The 16,892-nt window shown below is 68.7% G+C and carries 14 protein-coding genes and 2 pseudogenes; 11 read left to right on the top strand and 5 right to left on the bottom strand.

What is annotated here, in order from left to right:
• Positions 1-56 precede the first annotated feature (56 nt).
• Positions 57-335, top strand: a pseudogene (locus tag AC3ENX_RS04940) (MarR family transcriptional regulator); the annotation flags it as partial.
• Between the two features lie 188 nt (positions 336-523).
• On the opposite strand, the gene AC3ENX_RS04935 reads toward AC3ENX_RS04940, so the two are convergent.
• The gene (locus AC3ENX_RS04935; RefSeq protein ID WP_434810742.1) at positions 524-1,015 is read right to left on the bottom strand and encodes a MarR family winged helix-turn-helix transcriptional regulator; all 492 of its coding nucleotides are present in this window, start codon (positions 1,013-1,015) and stop codon (positions 524-526) included.
• A gap of 188 nt (positions 1,016-1,203) precedes the next feature.
• Here AC3ENX_RS04935 and AC3ENX_RS04930 point away from each other — a divergent pair, with 188 nt between their 5' ends.
• From AC3ENX_RS04930 to AC3ENX_RS04895, 8 genes are read left to right on the top strand one after another with little or no spacing between them, the layout of a single operon-like run.
• A complete protein-coding gene (locus AC3ENX_RS04930; RefSeq protein ID WP_434810741.1) occupies positions 1,204-2,295 on the top strand; it encodes a LacI family DNA-binding transcriptional regulator in 1,092 nt (363 codons plus the stop codon).
• A gap of 37 nt (positions 2,296-2,332) precedes the next feature.
• Positions 2,333-3,625 (top strand): sugar ABC transporter substrate-binding protein, encoded by a 1,293-nt coding sequence (locus AC3ENX_RS04925; protein WP_434810740.1) that lies wholly within the window; start codon positions 2,333-2,335, stop codon positions 3,623-3,625.
• A 53-nt stretch (positions 3,626-3,678) separates the two neighbouring features.
• Positions 3,679-4,620 carry a carbohydrate ABC transporter permease gene (locus tag AC3ENX_RS04920; protein WP_434810739.1) on the top strand — a complete coding sequence of 314 codons (942 nt, stop codon included), beginning with the start codon at positions 3,679-3,681 and terminating at the stop codon, positions 4,618-4,620.
• A 1-nt stretch (position 4,621) separates the two neighbouring features.
• Positions 4,622-5,578, top strand: coding sequence for a carbohydrate ABC transporter permease (locus AC3ENX_RS04915; protein ID WP_283716200.1), 957 nt, complete (start codon positions 4,622-4,624; stop codon positions 5,576-5,578).
• Positions 5,575-6,522 carry a carbohydrate kinase family protein gene (locus AC3ENX_RS04910; RefSeq protein WP_283716201.1) on the top strand — a complete coding sequence of 316 codons (948 nt, stop codon included), beginning with the start codon at positions 5,575-5,577 and terminating at the stop codon, positions 6,520-6,522. Before AC3ENX_RS04915 ends, AC3ENX_RS04910 begins: the two co-directional genes overlap by 4 nt.
• Positions 6,523-6,525: 3 nt before the next feature.
• On the top strand, positions 6,526-7,488 hold the full coding sequence (locus AC3ENX_RS04905) for a glycoside hydrolase family protein (protein ID WP_434810738.1): 963 nt from the start codon (positions 6,526-6,528) through the stop codon (positions 7,486-7,488).
• A gap of 21 nt (positions 7,489-7,509) precedes the next feature.
• Positions 7,510-9,531, top strand: a complete 2,022-nt coding sequence (locus tag AC3ENX_RS04900) for a glycoside hydrolase family 32 protein (protein ID WP_434810737.1) — start codon at positions 7,510-7,512, stop codon at positions 9,529-9,531.
• A gap of 47 nt (positions 9,532-9,578) precedes the next feature.
• Complete coding sequence (locus tag AC3ENX_RS04895) at positions 9,579-10,631, top strand: LacI family DNA-binding transcriptional regulator (protein WP_434810736.1); 1,053 nt, start codon at positions 9,579-9,581, stop codon at positions 10,629-10,631.
• Between the two features lies 1 nt (position 10,632).
• Here AC3ENX_RS04895 and AC3ENX_RS04890 read toward each other — a convergent pair whose 3' ends face one another.
• Complete coding sequence (locus AC3ENX_RS04890; RefSeq protein WP_434810735.1) at positions 10,633-12,273, bottom strand: glycoside hydrolase family 32 protein; 1,641 nt, start codon at positions 12,271-12,273, stop codon at positions 10,633-10,635.
• Positions 12,274-12,351: 78 nt separating this feature from the next.
• On the bottom strand, positions 12,352-13,944 hold the full coding sequence (locus AC3ENX_RS04885) for a glycoside hydrolase family 68 protein (RefSeq protein WP_434810734.1): 1,593 nt from the start codon (positions 13,942-13,944) through the stop codon (positions 12,352-12,354).
• Positions 13,945-14,093: 149 nt separating this feature from the next.
• Here AC3ENX_RS04885 and AC3ENX_RS04880 point away from each other — a divergent pair, with 149 nt between their 5' ends.
• The gene (locus tag AC3ENX_RS04880; RefSeq protein ID WP_434810733.1) at positions 14,094-14,759 is read left to right on the top strand and encodes a hypothetical protein; all 666 of its coding nucleotides are present in this window, start codon (positions 14,094-14,096) and stop codon (positions 14,757-14,759) included.
• On the opposite strand, the gene AC3ENX_RS04875 is transcribed toward AC3ENX_RS04880, so the two are convergent.
• Together AC3ENX_RS04875 and AC3ENX_RS04870 are read right to left on the bottom strand one after the other, a co-directional pair.
• Complete coding sequence (locus AC3ENX_RS04875; RefSeq protein WP_434810732.1) at positions 14,722-15,513, bottom strand: DUF998 domain-containing protein; 792 nt, start codon at positions 15,511-15,513, stop codon at positions 14,722-14,724. The two genes, AC3ENX_RS04880 and AC3ENX_RS04875, sit on opposite strands and share 38 nt — an antisense overlap.
• Positions 15,514-16,130: 617 nt before the next feature.
• The gene (locus tag AC3ENX_RS04870) at positions 16,131-16,538 is read right to left on the bottom strand and encodes an ROK family protein (RefSeq protein WP_434810731.1); all 408 of its coding nucleotides are present in this window, start codon (positions 16,536-16,538) and stop codon (positions 16,131-16,133) included.
• On the opposite strand from AC3ENX_RS04870, the pseudogene AC3ENX_RS04865 reads away from it, so the two are divergent.
• Positions 16,456-16,794, top strand: a pseudogene (locus AC3ENX_RS04865) (FGGY-family carbohydrate kinase); the annotation flags it as partial. The gene AC3ENX_RS04870 and the pseudogene AC3ENX_RS04865 overlap by 83 nt on opposite strands.
• Between the last annotated feature and the right edge of the window lie 98 nt (positions 16,795-16,892).

Here is a 16,892-nt window from a genome sequence, read left to right as displayed (position 1 = left end):
TAACTAGACAAGCTAGTAATTCGGCTTGGTTGGAGAATGTCCGAACGGAGGCGGCGATGTCAGGGCGGGATGGCCACAGGAGTCGGGAGGTCGTCGAAGCCGTGAAGGCCTACGCGGTGGCCGAGTCCGACATGCGGCATCGTGCGCGCAGATCTATGGCGCTCGGCGAGAGCGAATTCTCGGTGCTTCGCGATCTGGTCGCCGAACAGTCCGGCGCGGGCCTCACGCCGGGCGATGTCTCCCGACGTCTCGGAGCGAGTTCTGCATCGACGACGGCCCTGCTCGATCGCCTCGAGCGAGCCGGCTATCTGCACCGCGAGGCGCACCCGACCGATCGTCGACGGGTGCTGCTCGTTCCGAGCGAGACCGCGCGCGCGCAGATGGATGCGACGATCGGCGCGTTCGAGCGCGACGTCGAAGGGGTTGCGCGCGGCCTGCGCGATGACGAGGTCGACATCGTGCTGGCCTTCCTCGCGCGCATCGCAGCCGCGGCCGGAGGCATGACCAGAACCGGAAACGCTCGTCAGTCGTCGATCTGATCCACCGCGCGACGCATGGCGTCGAGGAAGTCGACGACGGTTGCGCGGTCGCGCGCCGACATGGGGCGGACGACGGCCATCATGCGTTCGTGCATGGCGCCCAGGGTGTGTCGCACCTCGGTCTCGGAATCGTCCGTGATCGAGACCACGACGCTGCGCCGATCGGTCGGATGCGGCGAGCGTGTGACGTGGCCGCTCATGGTGAGTCGGTCGAGCAGCGCTGTGGTCGATGCTGTCGTGATGCCGAGATAGCGGCTCAACTGTACGGGGGTGACGACCTCGTCACGCACGCGCGCACGACTGAGGAAGCGCAGGACGAGGAGTTCGTTCTCGCCCATGTCCATGCTCCGCTGCGTGCGTCGTCGCATGGCGGTCTCTGCAGCGCGGTAGGCGCGCAGGGCTTCGAGCGCCGATGTGGAACGGGCGTCGGCGTCGGCGTACCAGTACGACGGTGGCCGCCGCTCTGAATCGGACACTGCGAACCTCCTGCCGTCGCTCGATTCCCCGACCCGGAATCTACCGGATCGCGGCGTTCGCAACGGGGCTTGACGAAAGGCGGCCGGCGCGCGCATAATCATCTCGCAGGGCGCTCAATCGATTTATCACCATTGATCAATCGATTTTGCACCGCAGGAAGACAGCATCCACTCAACGAGGAGCAGACGTGGCCAGGGTTCGCATCTCCGATGTCGCCGCGGCGGCAGGCGTGTCGGTGTCGACCGTCTCGCTCGTCATGAACGACGTCGAATCGCGTATCCCCGAAGCCACGCGTGAGCGGGTGCGTGCCGCCGCGAAGCAGGTCGGCTACCAGCCCAGCTCCGTCGCCCGCAGCCTGCGCACGCAGCGCACTCGCACCGTCGGGCTCATCTCCGACCAGATCGCGACGACGCCGTTCGCCGGACGCATGCTCGCCGGTGCGCAGGACGTCGCCCGCGAGCACTCGCACCTGCTGTTTCTCGTCGACACCGGCGGTGACGCCGACATCGAGCGTGACGCGATCCGTGCCCTCGGCGCGCAGCAGGTCGACGCCATGATCTACGCCGCGATGTGGCATCGCGTGCTCTCGACCCCGGCCGGCCTTCCCGACGACGCCGTCTTCCTCGACTGCCGCCCCGAGGCCGGCGGCTACCGATCCGTCGTGCCGGCCGACCGCGAAGGCGGTCGCGCGGCGGTGCGTGCGCTCACCGAAGCCGGGCACCGCCGCATCGCATACATCGACACCAACGAAGACGCGCCGATCGCCGCGAGCCTGCGTCACGAGGGCTACCTGGAGGCGCTCGCCGAGGCGGGCATCGAGCCCGACCCCGCATGGCACGTCGCCGCGCAGACCTCGCCCCAGGGTGGTCGCATCGCGGCCGAGAGGCTGCTCGACCTGCCCGAAGCGATCCGCCCCACAGCTTTCTTCTGCTTCAACGACCGGATGGCGACCGGCGTCTACCGCGCGGCGCACGCCCGCGGCCTCGACATCCCCCGCGACCTCTCGGTCGTCGGCTTCGACGACCAGCAGTTCGTCGCGGCCGAACAGGACCCACCCCTCACCACCGTCGCCCTGCCCCACTACGAGATGGGTCGCTGGGCGATGGAGGCCGCGCTCGGCATCCGCGCGGAGGGTGAAAAGGATGCCGTGCACCACATGGAGTGTCCCGTCGTGCGACGAGACTCCGTGGGCCCGCCGCCGGCGCACGTCGGCAAACAGAACCGGCGACGGGCTTCACACACAACCGAACGGTCGCGAACCGCGACCACCGATCGGTGATCGACGCGGGCGTCGATCACAAGAAAAGGAAACCATAATGAAGCGCACTCCCGTGCGGGTCGCCGCGGCAGCGGGGCTCGTGAGCGTTCTGGCACTGGCCGGCTGCGGACAGGCCGGTCAGGGCGACACCACCACCGAGGACGGTCGCACCCAGCTCACCATGTGGACCCACTCGGCCGGAAACGAGGCCGAGCTCGAGGTCTACGAGCAGATCATCTCCGACTTCAACGCGTCGCAGGACGAGTACGAGGTCGTGCACGAGTCGTTCCCGCAGGGCGCGTACAACGACGCGATCGTCGCGGCGGCAGCCTCGAACGACCTGCCCTGCCTGCTCGACCTCGACGGTCCGATCATGCCCAACTGGGCCTGGGCGGGCTACCTGCAGCCGCTCGAGCTGCCCACCGAGCTCACCGACTCGCTGCTGCCCACCGCGGTGGGTGTCTGGGACGACGAGATCTACTCGGCCGGCTACTGGGACGCCGCACTCGGCATCTTCGCTCGCCAGTCGGTGCTCGATGAGAACGGCATCCGCATTCCCACGGTCGACGAGCCCTGGACGGCAGACGAGTTCGCCGACGTCCTGTCGACGCTGAAGGATGCCGGCTACGAGACGCCCATCGACATCGGCGCCGAAGACACCGGCGAGTGGTGGCCGTACGCGTACTCGCCGTTCCTGCAGAGCTTCGGCGGCGACCTCATCGACCGCGACACGATGCTCTCCGCCGACGGCGCGCTCAACGGCGCGGATGCCGTGGCATGGGGCGAGTGGTTCCAGGGGCTGTTCGCCGACGGTTACGCGAACGCGAGCGGCACGATCGGCAACCAGGAGTTCATCGACGACCAGGTGGCGCTCAGCTACACCGGCGTGTGGAACGCGCTGACGGCGCTCGACGAGGTCGGCGACGACCTGCTCATTCTGCCGGCGCCCGACCTCGGCAATGGCCCCAAGATCGGCGGCGGTTCGTGGCAGTGGGGCATCTCGTCCAGCTGCGAGCAGGCAGACGGTGCCCGTGCCTACCTGGAGTTCAGCTTCCAGGACGAGTACATCACCGCCTTCGCCGACAAGCAGATCGTGATCCCGGCCACCGAGTCGGCAGCGGCGGCATCCGAGTACTTCGGTGAAGACGGCGCCCTGCGCGACTTCGTCGAGTTCTCGCAGCAGTATGCCGTGCTGCGCCCCGAGACGCCCGCCTACGCGGTCATCTCGACCACGTTCGAGACCGCTGCGAAAGACATCATGAACGGCGCCGACGTGCAAGAGACCCTCGACCGCGCCGTCTCCGAGATCGACGCCAACATCGCGTCGAACGACGGGTACGGATTCCAGTGATCGCCTGACCGGTGGGGGCGCTCGCCCCCACCGGTCTCCACGGAAGCACTCCCATGACTGTCACACCCCCGACGGTCGCGGCCGAGACGCCTCGGCGCGCGACCCGCCGCATCCGCAGCGCACGCGGACGCGAGACCTGGGCCGGCCTCGGCATGATCGCCCCCGCGGCGCTCCTGCTGCTGTTGTTCCTCGTGATCCCGGTGATCCTCGCCTTCACGCTCTCGTTCACCAACGCGCGACTCATCTCTCCCAACCCGCCGCGGTTCGTCGGCTTCGACAACTTCATCCGGGTCTTCACGACCGACCCCGTCTTCTTGCAGTCGGCGTGGAACACCTTCGTCTTCGCCCTGGTCGTCGTGCCGGTGCAGGCGGGCCTCGGCCTGCTGCTGGCCGTACTCGTGAACCGGCGGATGCGGGGGACGACGTTCTTCCGCGTCGTCTTCTTCATCCCCGTCGTCACCTCGATCGTCGTGGTGTCGATCCTCTGGAAGTTCATGTACCAGAAGGACGGCCTCATCAACTCGATGATCGACACGCTCACCTTCGGAGCGTGGGCGGGCGTCGATTGGCTCAACAACCCCGACACGGCCCTCGGCGCCATCATCGCGCTGTCGATCTGGCAGGCCGTCGGGTTCCACATGATCATCTGGCTCTCGGGTCTGCAGACCATTCCCGAAGAGCTCTACGAGGCGGCCAAGATGGACGGCGCGAGCCCGTGGCGCCAGTTCACGAACGTCACCTGGCCGGGCCTGCGCCCGACGATGGTGTTCGTCCTGGTGACCATCACGATCGCGGCCCTCGGCCTGTTCGTGCAGGTCGATGTCATGACGCAGGGCGGTCCCGTCAACTCGACCTCCACGATCGTCTTCCACGCCGTGCGCAAGGGCTACGAGCAGCAGGAGATCGGCTACGCGGCGGCGATCTCGCTGATCTTCTTCGTCGCCGTGCTGATCATCGCGCTCATCCAGCGCTGGCTGACGCGAGAGAAGGACTGACATGGCCATCGATACGACCTCGACCCGTGCCGTCACCACGCGCGGCAGCGGCCAGCGCCGCGCGGCGACGCCCGCCAGCGAGCACCGTGTGCGCCTGCGGGGCCGCATCTTCACCTACATCGCGATGAGCGTGTTCGGAATCATCTTCATGTTTCCGCTCGTGTTCATGTTCGTCTCCAGCCTCAAGCCCGACGCGCAGATCCTGCAGGACGTCGACTCGCCGATGGCGTTCGTGCCGGCAGGCGACATCAGCCTCGACAACTACTTCGGGGTCTTCGACCGGGTACCGGTGGCGCAGTTCCTGTTCAACTCGATCTTCATCACGGTGCTCACCGTGGGACTCGGGCTCATCGTCAACTCGATGGCCGGCTTCGCACTGTCGCGTCTGCGGTGGAAGGGTCGCGCCGTCGTCATGGCGATGGTGATCGCGACGCTCATCGTGCCCTTCGAGACGATCGCGGTGCCGATGGTCTACTGGGTCGCCCAGCTGCCCACCCTCGTGATGGAGGGCGGACTGCTCAAGTACGACTTCGGCTGGCTCAACACCTACGAGGTGCAGATCGTGCCGTTCGTCGCGAACGCGTTCTCGATCTTCCTGTTCGCGCAGTACTTCTCGACGATCCCGACCTCGCTCGACGAGGCGGCGCGCATCGACGGGGCGAGCTGGTTCACGATCTACCGTCGCATCCTGGTGCCGCTGTCGGGTCCCGCGTTCGCGACGGTCGCGATCCTCACGTTCCTGCCCGCGTGGAACCAGTACCTGTGGCCGCTCATGGTGGTGCAGAAGGAAGAGCTGCGGCCGGTCATGGTCGGCATGCAGTACTTCTTCCAGCTCAACACCGCGTGGGGCGAGGTCATGGCGTACACGTCGCTGATCACGCTGCCCGTGCTCATCGTGTTCTTGATCTTCCAGCGGGCGTTCGTCAGCTCGATCGCCGCGAGCGGGGTGAAGGGATGACGCCGCCTGCGCGCGTGGCCGTCGTCGGCGAAGCGCTCGTCGACGTGGTCCACCGCATCGACGGGAGCGTCGATCGCGCCCCTGGTGGCAGTCCTGCGAACGTCGCCCTGACCCTCGGCAGACTGGGGCTCGACGTGGCGCTGCACACGCGCCTCGGCGACGACCCCGATGGACGCGCGGTGCGGCGGTGGCTCTCCGACTCGGGGGTGCGGATCGAAGCCGCTGCTGCACCGCGCACCTCGACGGCGACCGCCCGGCTCGATGAGGCGGGAGCCGCCGAGTATACGTTCGACATCGACGGCGAGCCCGTCGACGCGGCGCTCGCGCCGGCCGACGTGCTGCACGTCGGTTCGGTCGCTGCGCTGCTGACGCCGGGTGCGGATCTGGTCGTCGAACTGGCCGAGCACCGGATGCCGGGGACCCTCCTCAGCTACGACCCGAACATCCGCCCCGCACTCGTCGACGACCCCGCCGACGTGCGTCATCGCGTGCAGCGCCTGGTCGCCGCGGCCGACATCGTGAAGGCCAGCGATGAGGACGTGCGGTGGCTGCACCCCGACCGTGACATCGACGACGTCGCGCGGGAATGGCTGGCGAGCGGGCCGACGCTGGTGGTGGTCACGGCAGGCTCGGGCGGCGCCACCGCCTATCGGACGGACGGACGCCACCGTGTCGTGGCGGCCGACACCACCGTCGTCGACACCGTCGGCGCAGGCGACACGTTCATGGGCACCCTCGTCGCCGCGCTGCTCGCGGCGACATCGGGTGCCGAAGACAGGAGGGCCGCGATCGCGGCGCTCACGCCCGGCGTGCTCGAGCATGTGCTGCTTGCGTGCGCCGAAGCAGCCGCGATCACCGTGTCGCGGCCCGGTGCCGACCCGCCGGTCGCCGCCGAACTCAACTTCCTCAACTCCGTGGGCCTCGCCCACACCACGAAAGGCTGATGCGTGTTCGATCTTCCCGGTTCCTGGGTCTGGGACTACTGGTTCGCCGACGACGGCGAGCGCTACCACCTCTTCTACCTGTACGCCTCGCGCGCGCTGCAGGACCCCGATGCGCGCCACTACCGCGCGTCGATCGGTCACGCCGTCTCGACCGACCTCGAGAGGTGGACGCAGGTGCCCGACGCACTTGTGCGCAGCGATGCCCCCGCGTTCGACGACCTCGCCACGTGGACCGGCTCGACCGTGCGCCACCCCGACGGCACCTGGTTCATGTTCTACACGGGGTCGACGCTCGCCGAGGGCGGCAAGAACGTGCAGCGCATCGGGTATGCGACCTCACCCGACCTCGAGGTGTGGACGAAGCACCCCGGTGCCGTGCTTGAAGCATCGGGCCCGTGGTACGAGACCCTCGCCGACGACGCCTGGCACGACGAGGCGTTCCGCGACCCGTGGGTCTTCGCCGACCCGAACGGCGACGGCTGGCACATGTACATCACCGCCCGCGCCCCGCACGGTGACCCCGCAGGGCGGGGCGTCATCGGGCATGCGACCTCGCCGAACCTGCGGGAATGGACCCTGCAGCCGCCGCTGTCGACACCGAGCGAGACCGGGTTCGGGCAGCTCGAAGTGATGCAGGTCGAGGTCGTCGACGGCACACCCGTGCTGCTGTTCTCGTGCCTGGGTGATCACGCCACGGCATCCCGCAGCGATGCCCGCGGCGGCACCTGGGCGGTGCCCGCGGACAGCCTCACCGGGCCGTTCCACCTCGACGACGCCTACCCGCTCACCGACGAGACGCTCTACGTCGGGCGTCTGCTGCAGCGTCGCGACGACGGCCAGTGGCTGCTGTTCGCATTCCGCCACCAAGACGCCGACGGCCGCTTCGTCGGCGGTGTGACCGACCCGATGCCCGTCTCGTGGGTGGGTGGCCGCCTGACCGCCGCAGGGGTGACAGTCTCCGCCTGACCTCAATGAAAGGAGACGCCGATGACGTCATCTCCCCACCACTCCGACACCCGAGCCCGCCGGTGGGCTCGGGTGGGCGGGGCGTCGGCCGCAGCAGCCGTCGCCGCGTCGCTCGCGCTCGCAGCCCCCGCGGCGCCGGCTGAGGCCGCGCCCGGCGACACGTACCGCGCGCAGTATCACTTCACAGTGCCCGACCATTGGAAGAACGACCCGCAGCGGCCGGTCTTCATCGACGGGAAGTTCCACTACTACTACCTGTACAACTCCGACTACAACGCGGATCCCGCCGCGAACTTCGGCACCGAGTGGCGCCTGGCGACCAGCTACGACGGCGTCGTGTTCGCCGACCAGGGCATCGCCGCGCCGAAGAAGACGAACGCCAACTACGACCTGTGGTCGGGGTCTGCAGTCGTCGACCACGACAACACCGCCGGCTTCGGGGCGGGTGCCGTCGTGATGCTCGTCACGCAGATGGATCACCCCACCGAGTCGCAGCAGCAGACCGCCTCGGGGCCGCAGGCGCAGTTCCTCTGGTACTCGATCGACGGCGGACGCACGTTCCGCCCGCACGGCGAGCAGCCGGTCATCCCCAACGGCGGACGCCAGCACACCCGCGACCCGAAGGTGGTGTGGGACGACGAGCGCGACCAGTGGATCGCGCTCGTGGCCGAGGGCGATCGCGTCGGCTTCTACACCTCGCCGAATCTGAAGGACTGGGATCGGGCCTGGGAGTACGTCAACACGGGCATCGGCATGATCGAATGCCCCGACCTCTTCCGCATCCGCGCCGACGACGGCACCGAGAAGTGGGTGTTCGGCGTCAGCGCGAACGGCTACGCGACGAACGAGCCGGCCACCTTCGCCTACTGGACGGGCGACTTCGACGGCACCGCGTTCACCTTCGACGAGACGGCGCCGCAGTGGCTCGACCACGGCTTCGACTGGTACGGGGCCGTCACGTGGGAAGACCCCGCCGCGCCGCTGGACCGGCGCTATGCGGTGGGCTGGATGAACAACTGGGACTACGCGCACACGACGCCCACCTGGACCGAGGACGGCTTCAACGGCACCGACTCGATCACCCGACAGGTCACACTCCGCAGCTCCCCGGACGGGTACCGGCTCGCCTCGCAGCCGGTCGCGGCCCTCGACCACATCGCGACGCGCACCGTCGAACTCGGTGATGTGACCGTCGATGGGCATCGCGTGCTGGACTACACCGGCGACGCCTACCGCATCCAGACCACGGTCAGTCGCGAGACCGCGGCGAACGTCGGCCTGCAGCTGCGCCGGTCCGCCGACGGCTCCGCGCACGCCGACGTCGGGGTGACCGACACCTACGCGTACGCCAACCGTGGCCAGACGGGGCATCCGCCGAACCCGTTCAAGCTCGAGAGCCGCACGCCGGTGGCGGGCGACCAGGTGGCGCTGACGATCCTCGTCGACCGCACCACGATCGAGGTCTTCGTCGACGACGGTCGCTATGTGCACTCCAGTCAGGTCTTCGCCGACCCGGCAGATGTCGGTCTGGCCCTGTACACCGTGGGCGGCGCGGCGACCTTCGGCGACCTGACGATCACCGAGTTCGGCAGCGTCGATCAGCGACCTGCGCGCGTGCTCGCCGACTTCGAGTCCGACGTGTGGGGCGAGGGGTGGACGGCATCGGGCGACCTCGCGGGCATCGGCCCGGTGACGGCGTCCGCGCCGGGCCAGGTGGGCGCCCGCGTCGCCGACACGTTCGCCGGCGCAGATGCGGCAACCGGGGTGGTGACGTCGGCGCCGTTCACGATCGACCGCAACTTCATGCACCTGCTGGTCGCGGGCGGCGACAACGCGCTCGGCAGTGAACCGGCGACGTCGGTGCAACTGCTCGTGGACGGCGTGCCGGTCCGCACGGCGACCGGTGACGACTCCGGCACGTTCCGACCCGTCGAGTGGGATCTGCGAGACCTCGCCGGTCGGACCGCGCAGATCCAGATCCTCGATGACGCCGTCGGCGCGTGGGGGCACCTGCTGGTAGATCAGATCGTCCTGAGCGACTGAGCGCGCGCCGATCAGACCACGTCCGCCCCCGTCGCTACGCTGGAGCGATGGGGGCGGACGTCGATCAGCGCGCGCACGGTGGACGTGCGCGCATCAGCGACGTCGCGCGGGTGGCCGGCGTGTCGCCGACGACCGTCTCGCACGCGTTGAGCGGCGCGCGGAGCGTCAACGCGCAGACGCGGGAGCGCATCCTCGTCGTCGCCCGAGAGCTCGGGTACGCGCCCGACCGTGTCGCGAGCGGCCTGCGCCGGCAGCGGACCGGCATCGTCGGGTTCATCGGCGACCATGTCGCGACGACGCCGTTCGCCGGCCGCATCATCGCGGGAGCCCGTGCCGCAGGGCTCGAGCGCGACGTGCTGCTGCTGGTCGTCGAGACCGAGGGCGACGAAGCCGAGGAGAGCGCGCTCGTCGACCGGATGCTGGCGCAGCGCGTCGACGGCCTGCTGCTCGCGCGAAACTACAACCAGCGCATCGCTCGACCGAGACTCTCGGCAGACGTTCCGATCGTGCTCATCGACGCTGCACCCGACCCGGGCTGGCATGTGGATGCCGTCGTGCCCGACGAGGCGCAGATCGCCGCGCTCGCGTGCGAGGTGCCGCTGCGCCTGGGGCACCGCGAGATCGCGTACGCGACGACGAACGACGATTCACGCGCCTCTCGAGGCAGAGCGCTTGCCGTCCGAACGATCCTCGGCGACGCGGGAGTCGCGCTGCCCGACGACCGCATCGTCCACGTCGCCTCGGATGCCGCAGGCGGGCGAGAAGCCGGCGCGAGACTGCTCGACCGCGCCGACCGCCCGACGGCGGTCGTGTGCTTCAACGACCAGATCGCGATGGGGGTCATGCAGGCGGCGGGCCGGCTCGGCCTGCGGGTGCCCGAAGACGTCTCGATCGTCGGCATCGATGACCTGTTTCCGGTCGCGGACGCACTCGACCCCGGGCTCACCACCGTCGCGCTGCCGCACGAGCAGATGGGGCGGTGGGGGATGGAACGGCTCCTCGACCGCATCGACGGCGCTACCGACGAGCGCCCCGGGCGCGTGCATCAGTTACCTGGCCGCCTCGTCGAGCGAGCGTCGGTCGCACCGCCGACGCGCTGAGTCACTCCGCCCGCGCGACGGGTGCCGCTCGCAGCGGCACGAGCGTCGCCGCTGCGAGCGTGACGGTGCCCCGCTCGGCGCCGAGCCCGATCGCGGACGCTTCGCGCCGCTCGGCGCCCTGCCCGGAGACCATGCTGAGCGTCGCGCGTCCCGACCCGGTGAACACCTCGATCGATGCGGCGTCGACGATGATGTCGAGCCTGACCACGCCATCACGCGGCGATTCCGGCGCGGTGCGCACCACGCGATACGCCTCGGGCATGTCGCCGGCGATCGCGTCCGCGTCGCGCGCGACGAACACTTCGCCGGCTGCCGCGTCGTAGCCGACCGTCGCGAAACCGTCGCCGCGGGGGATGCGGATGCGTGCCTCCGAGGTCGATTCCTCGACCTGCAGGTCGACGGTGAGGCGATAGGCTTCGGCATCCGGTTCGCCCAGCGAGATCGTGGCACCGGGTTCGACGACGGCGCTCGCGGTCTCGAGCGCCGGGCCCGCGAGGCCGTCGATGGTGCGTGAGGGGGTCGATGCGAGCAGGGTGGCGTCGCCGTCCGACACGAGCCGCAGCTCGCGGATGATGCTGTCGGACCCGCCGGCGAACTGTTCGCCGGGCACCTGTCCCGCGTACGCCCAGTTGTTGAGCCAACCGATGCCGTACCGCTGGGCAAGGCGGTCGTCGTCGCTGAGTGATGGATCGTCCCAGGTGACGGCCGCGTAGTAGTCGGCGCCGCGGTCGAGCCACCGGTGCCCCTGCTCGTCCGGAGTGAACCGTTCGCCGTCCCAGGCGCCGGTCCAGTAGACCGTGCCGGTGGTCATCCCCTCGGCTTCGCCATTGGCGCCCGCCATCAGGATCCACTGGGTGCGTTCCGGGTCGCCGTCGACCGACATCACGAACAGATCCGGACACTCGAGCACGCCCAGATCTGCTGCCGTCACGTCGGACTGGTACGTCCACGTCTTCAGGTCGGGGGAGGTATAGAACCCGATGCGTTCACCCTCTGCGAGCGCCATGACCCATTGCCCGGCGGCCTCGTCCCACAGCACCCGAGGGTCGCGCCAGTCCGGGGTGCCGGGATTGTCCATGACCGGGTTGCCGTCGTACGAGGCGAAGGTGTCACCGCCGTCGGTGGAGAAGAACAGCGACTGCCGCTGCACACCGTCGTGTTGCTGCGTCACGAGCGCGATGACGGCTCCGGCACCGAATCCGGCGGTGTTGTCGTGGTCGACGACGGCTGTGCCGGTCCAGATGTCGCCGAGGCCGTTCGTGTACTTGTCGATCGCGACGCCGCGGTCGGTCCAGTGCACGAGATCGGTGGAGGTTGCGTGGTACCACGCCGTGCCGTTCCCGTCGGGGTGGTCGGCGTTGTAGAGGTAGTAGAAGTGCCACAGCCCGTCGAGGAAGAACGGGCGCTGCGGATCGTTCATCCAGTGCTGGGCGGGAGTCAGGTGGATCGCCGGCCGGGCGGGGTCTTCGCCCGCAGGCAGACGGTAGGGGTCGGCCGCCTCGGTGTGCTCGGGTGTCGGGGTGGGGGTGACCTCGGTGTCGGGGCGCGCGAGCGCGATCGCGAGCACCGTGGCGAGCACGACGACCGCCGCCATGGCGATCGAGAGGATCGTCAGGCGGCGCCGGTCTGAGCGCGGCTCCATGCGGACTCCTTCGGGTCGGAGCGGAATGCGGACGCGGGACGGCGCGTGCCCCCGGTGGGGAGCACGCGCCGTCGCGTGTCAGTTCTTCTTGCCCTTGGTGACGAGGTTCTTGTTGGCCGGGACATCCGCCCAGCCGCCGAGACCGCCGTCGCCGTAGGAGTAGTCGACCGACGTCGTGTCGCCGTCGATGTCCATCTTCACGGTGGGGCCGAGCGTGCCGCCGCGGACGAAGTCGTCCGAGGTGCCGATCGTGTCGATGAACGACTGCACCAGACCGCCCGGCATGACGTAGTGCGAATACGCCTGGAATGCGCCGGGGTGCTGGTTGTAGTCGGGAGCGAACGGCTGCCCCTGCCAGAAGTTCAGGTTCGTCGGGTTGCCGAGCGCGAGACCCGAGCCGCCGTTGAGCGGCTGGAAGTCGCTCCGGATGCCGTCGCCGACGAATCCGTAGACACCTTCCGGCCCGTCGATCCCCGCCGCGTAGGTGCTGCGGTGCGTGATCGTGAACAGATACGCCTTGCCGTCCTTGAAGACGAACTGCGGGCGTTCGGTCTGGTCGGTCACGCAGTTGGCCGAGAGGATCGGCGGCAGGAACTCCCATTCGGTGAGCTGCTTGTTCTTCGCGACCGCAAGGCCGACGTTCGCGATCTGGTACGTCGCGCCCGACGCGTTGACCTCGTCGACCGTCTCGGCGTAGGGGTCACCTTCGCGGTAGCCGAGGTCTTCTTCGGTGCAGTACGCCTCTTCACGCGCCATGGCGGTGTTGCCCTCGAAGACCATGTAGGTCTTGCCGGGGTTGTCGGGGTCTTCGAAGGTGAACGGGTCGCGGAAGTTGAAGTACGGGTTCTGCTCACCGGTCTGGTAGTACTCGCCGTCGGCCTGCAGCAGGTCGGTCACCTTGTTGAAGCCGGTCAGCTTGACCTTCTTCTTCGTGGTGTGCACCTTGCCCACGCTCAGCGCGATGCGCGGGTCGTAGGGCTTGATGTCGGCACCGCTCTCATCGCGGTAGAACGCGACGTCGGTGAAGAACAGCTTGATCTCGCCGTTCTTGAAGATGCGCGCGGAGCCCGACCACTGGGTCTGGTGGCTGTACGACTGGTCTTCGAAGATCTTGCCCGTCACGCCCTCCTTGAAGACGAGGCCGCCGTAGGTCCAGCCGCCGTCTTCCGGGCGGTCCTCGGCAGCGATGTCGGCCGGACGGTAGAAGTATCCGATCTTCGCGTAGACGTGACGGTCGTCGAAGCCGAGGTCGCGGTCTGCGACGAGCGAGAAGATGATCTCCCACCCGTTCACCGAGTACTGGTTGCCGTCCTCATCGGTCAGCGGCCAGGTGTCCCACACCCACACCTGCTCGTCCGACATGTCGGGAAAGTCCTGCGGGACCGTCGGCATGGTGAGCGAGGTGGGCATGGAGTTCTCCCGCGACGGAGCGTCGGGGTCCGACAGGCGCACCAGCTGGCGGGCGTCGGCACGCGTCCACTTCGCGGTGAAGTCGTCTTCGGGGGCGTAGGCCTCCTGGGTGTGGATCGTGGGCTCGGGCCCATCCTGCAGTTCATCCGCCGGTGCCGCAGTGGCAGCCGTCGACGTGCCGACCAGGGCGGTCGCGACGAGCGCGGCTGCCGAGGCTCCCCCGGCGATCAGGCGCGCGATGCGCCGTCTCTTCGTGTGCATTTCTCTGGTTTCCCTTCTGATGCAGACGTATACAAATCGATTTGTATACGCATCTAGGGTGACACGGGTTCGCAGAATGCGCATGTCGGCCGTTTGGGGGACTCCGTTGTCGGGGCCCGCGGTGTGGGTGCGCGGGTAGAGTTTCGAGCGTGGCGAGCAAGGATGATGGCCGGAACGGACGGGACGACCCGAGGTCGACCGCACGTGCACGCGTGCTCACGCTCGCGCGGGCCATGCTTCCGCTCTCTGACGGCATCTCCGACGAGCTCATCGACGACCTCGCCGACGGTGCGGGCGTCTCGGTCCGTGCGCTTCGCACCCTGTTTCCGACGAACGCAGACCTGCTGCGCGCCGTGAACCAGCAGCTCATCGACGAATGCGCAGGACGGCTCACGAGCGCTGCCGGGCGCTTCACTCCGGTCTCGCCCGACGACGACCTCCGCGAAGCAGCCGTCGCCCTCGCCGAGGCCTGGCCGATGGATTGGGCCTCGCTCGTGATCCGCTCCCGCGAACGGGCCGACGCGCTCGCGGGGCGCACGGGACACGCCGAGGTCGCCGACTCCGAGCGCAGCTTCGTGCCGGCGCTGCTCGATGCGTTCCTCACGCTCATGGCGCGACTGAACCGTCAGTTCACCTGGGAGCCCGTGCTTGCCGTACGGCTCGTCATCCTCGCCTACGAACGGTCCTTCGAAGCGTGGGTGATGTCGGGCGGTGACGAGCGCACCTTCGCGACGTCGCCATTCGTGCAGCAGACCCTGCCGCAGATCTTCGCCGGGATCAGTGCACCGCTGCCCGCGGCGGACGCCACTGGCTGACCGACCGGCTGTTTCGTGGGCGCGACGGCGCGCGCGTCGGCGCCCGGTGCAGGATGCGCAGCCGGGTCGCGCGCTGCGACGTCGTCGCAGCGAACCCCGGACGGTGTGCGGGCGTGTATGCCCGGCGCAGCTCGGGGGTGGCCTGTTCGACGAGTTCGGCGGCATCCTCGTCGCGGCCCGGCTGCACCGCGATCCGCGCGAGTGCCGACTGGATCAGTTGCACCCACGTCAGGATCGTGCCGAAGGCGATCACCTCGAACAGGGTCAGATTGATGACGCCGGTTATCATGGCGATGATCCCGACGATCAGCGTCGTCACGCCGATCACAGCCCAGCGATGCAGCGCCGGCGGGATCTCGGGGAGCATGATGCGACACGCGACGACCATCGCGAGGAACGACAGGAGCACGCCGTTCGCCGCCCGGTCGTGCAGGAACTCGTTCGTGCTCACCGGCACGACGCCGATCATCGAGAGGCTGACGCCCATGACCAGCACGATGGGTGGGAGCACGTGGCGTGTGCGCACGTCGGCGATCGCGCCGGCCTCGAGGGCGCGCTCGATGAACAGCCGCACCGGGATCGCCGAGAACACGACGATCGCACCGCACAGGATGAGCCCGGCGTTGAAGACGTGGCTCGACAGGTCGCCGAAGGTGCCGAGGTGGCTGAAGTACAGCACCCACCACATGGGATCGGTTGTGGACAATGCCGACACGACGATGCCGAGGCACAGTACGATCCCTGAGGCGAGCACCCAGGGGAGGGGGCGCTCGAGGAGCGTCGGAAGGGCGCGCTGACCACCGGTAGGGGGTGACGACTCGCCAACGGCGAGTGGGACTCGCGAGTGCATGGGCGCTCCGGGTTCGGGGGCACTCGCGCGCTACGTCTCGGGGAGCGACGTAGGTGCCCTGCGCGAGTATCCGCAGGGCGCGGGCCACGTGAGGGCACCCGCTTCGTGACGCCCATCCTATGGGAGTGGCGGTGCGAGTTAGAGAAAAGTTTCCTACGGAAGCCGCTTGTCCCCCATCTGGGGGACAAGCTACAGTGAGGCCCACGGAGGCACCAGGAGCCGTTGGGGGACGGCCCTGGAGCATCCGAATTGGGGATCGAACTGGGGGCGACGGGGAGCCATGGGGGTGGCTCCCCTCTTCCGATATGAGAAGGTTCCCCTCAGGAGCGCTGCTTGACGACTGGCCCCTGAGGGGAACCTCGGATCCTCCCGCCGCCGCGATGTGGGGCCCTCTGGGGAAAGGCCACACGCCGAAGCTGGGGACAACGGCTTGGGATACGGAACGGCGTCACAGATCCGACCCCCAGGGTATCGGTCCTGGCTGAAGATCGGCACAACGCGCCGTACGCGATCGAACTCGATCAGGCGTCGACTGGATCGTTCACGACGCGCGAAAACGCGAGCTCGGCGGCGCCGATGTGCAGGCGGTCAGCGGCCAATGAAGCACGGCGGGTGCGCAGATCTTCGCCGTTCGCGTGCATCGCCTTCGCGCGGACCAGCCGCGTGAGGTCGTCGCCGTCGCCGGCGACATCGCCGAGAAAGCCGCCCAGCACGATGAGTGCCGGATTGAGCACGTTGACGGCGTTCGCGAGCGCTGTCGCGAGGATGCGGCGCTGGCGGGCGAGCTCGTCACCCACCGAACCGGCGTCCGAGGATTCCAGTGCTGCCGTCAGCGTCGCATCGTCGGCCGCCGGGCTCGCGCTCGTGCCGTACTTCGAGGGGGAGCGTACTCCGAACCTGCCCGACGCGTCGGCATCGCTGACCGGCATGACCCTGGCATCCACGACCCGCGAAAACCTCGCCAGGGCTGCCGTCGAAGGGATGCTGTCGGGCCTTGCCGCCGGCCTCGACGCGATCCGCGCGCTCGGCGTGCCGATCGAACGCGCCCTGCTCGTCGGCGGCGGGGCACAGTCTCAGGCGGTGCGCGAGATCGCACCGCTGGTGCTCGGCGTCCCGGTCGAGGTGCCGCCGCCCGGCGAGTACGTCGCGCTCGGCGCCGCCCGCCAGGCCGCAGCGCTCGTCTGAGCGACGCGGATCGCCGAGTTCCTGCATCCGTCGCGAGACACGCCGTCAGACCGTCTGAACCACCACCGAAGACCGGACTCGGTTTACCCCACGAGGCG

It is taken from the genome of Microbacterium sp. bgisy189 (assembly GCF_057707225.1).
This window is presented reverse-complemented; position numbering and strand designations above follow the sequence as displayed.

Bases quoted from the DNA above. Each gene is read 5' to 3' on its own strand.
- AC3ENX_RS04925 (WP_434810740.1), top strand. From the start codon at position 2,333: ATGAAGCGCACTCCCGTGCGGGTCGCCGCGGCAGCGGGGCTCGTGAGC.
- AC3ENX_RS04920 (WP_434810739.1), top strand. From the start codon at position 3,679: ATGACTGTCACACCCCCGACGGTCGCGGCCGAGACGCCTCGGCGCGCG.
- AC3ENX_RS04915 (WP_283716200.1), top strand. From the start codon at position 4,622: ATGGCCATCGATACGACCTCGACCCGTGCCGTCACCACGCGCGGCAGC.
- AC3ENX_RS04910 (WP_283716201.1), top strand. From the start codon at position 5,575: ATGACGCCGCCTGCGCGCGTGGCCGTCGTCGGCGAAGCGCTCGTCGAC.
- AC3ENX_RS04900 (WP_434810737.1), top strand. From the start codon at position 7,510: ATGACGTCATCTCCCCACCACTCCGACACCCGAGCCCGCCGGTGGGCT.
- AC3ENX_RS04895 (WP_434810736.1), top strand. From the start codon at position 9,579: ATGGGGGCGGACGTCGATCAGCGCGCGCACGGTGGACGTGCGCGCATC.
- AC3ENX_RS04890 (WP_434810735.1), bottom strand. From the start codon at position 12,273: ATGGAGCCGCGCTCAGACCGGCGCCGCCTGACGATCCTCTCGATCGCC.
- AC3ENX_RS04885 (WP_434810734.1), bottom strand. From the start codon at position 13,944: ATGCACACGAAGAGACGGCGCATCGCGCGCCTGATCGCCGGGGGAGCC.
- AC3ENX_RS04870 (WP_434810731.1), bottom strand. From the start codon at position 16,538: ATGCCGGTCAGCGATGCCGACGCGTCGGGCAGGTTCGGAGTACGCTCC.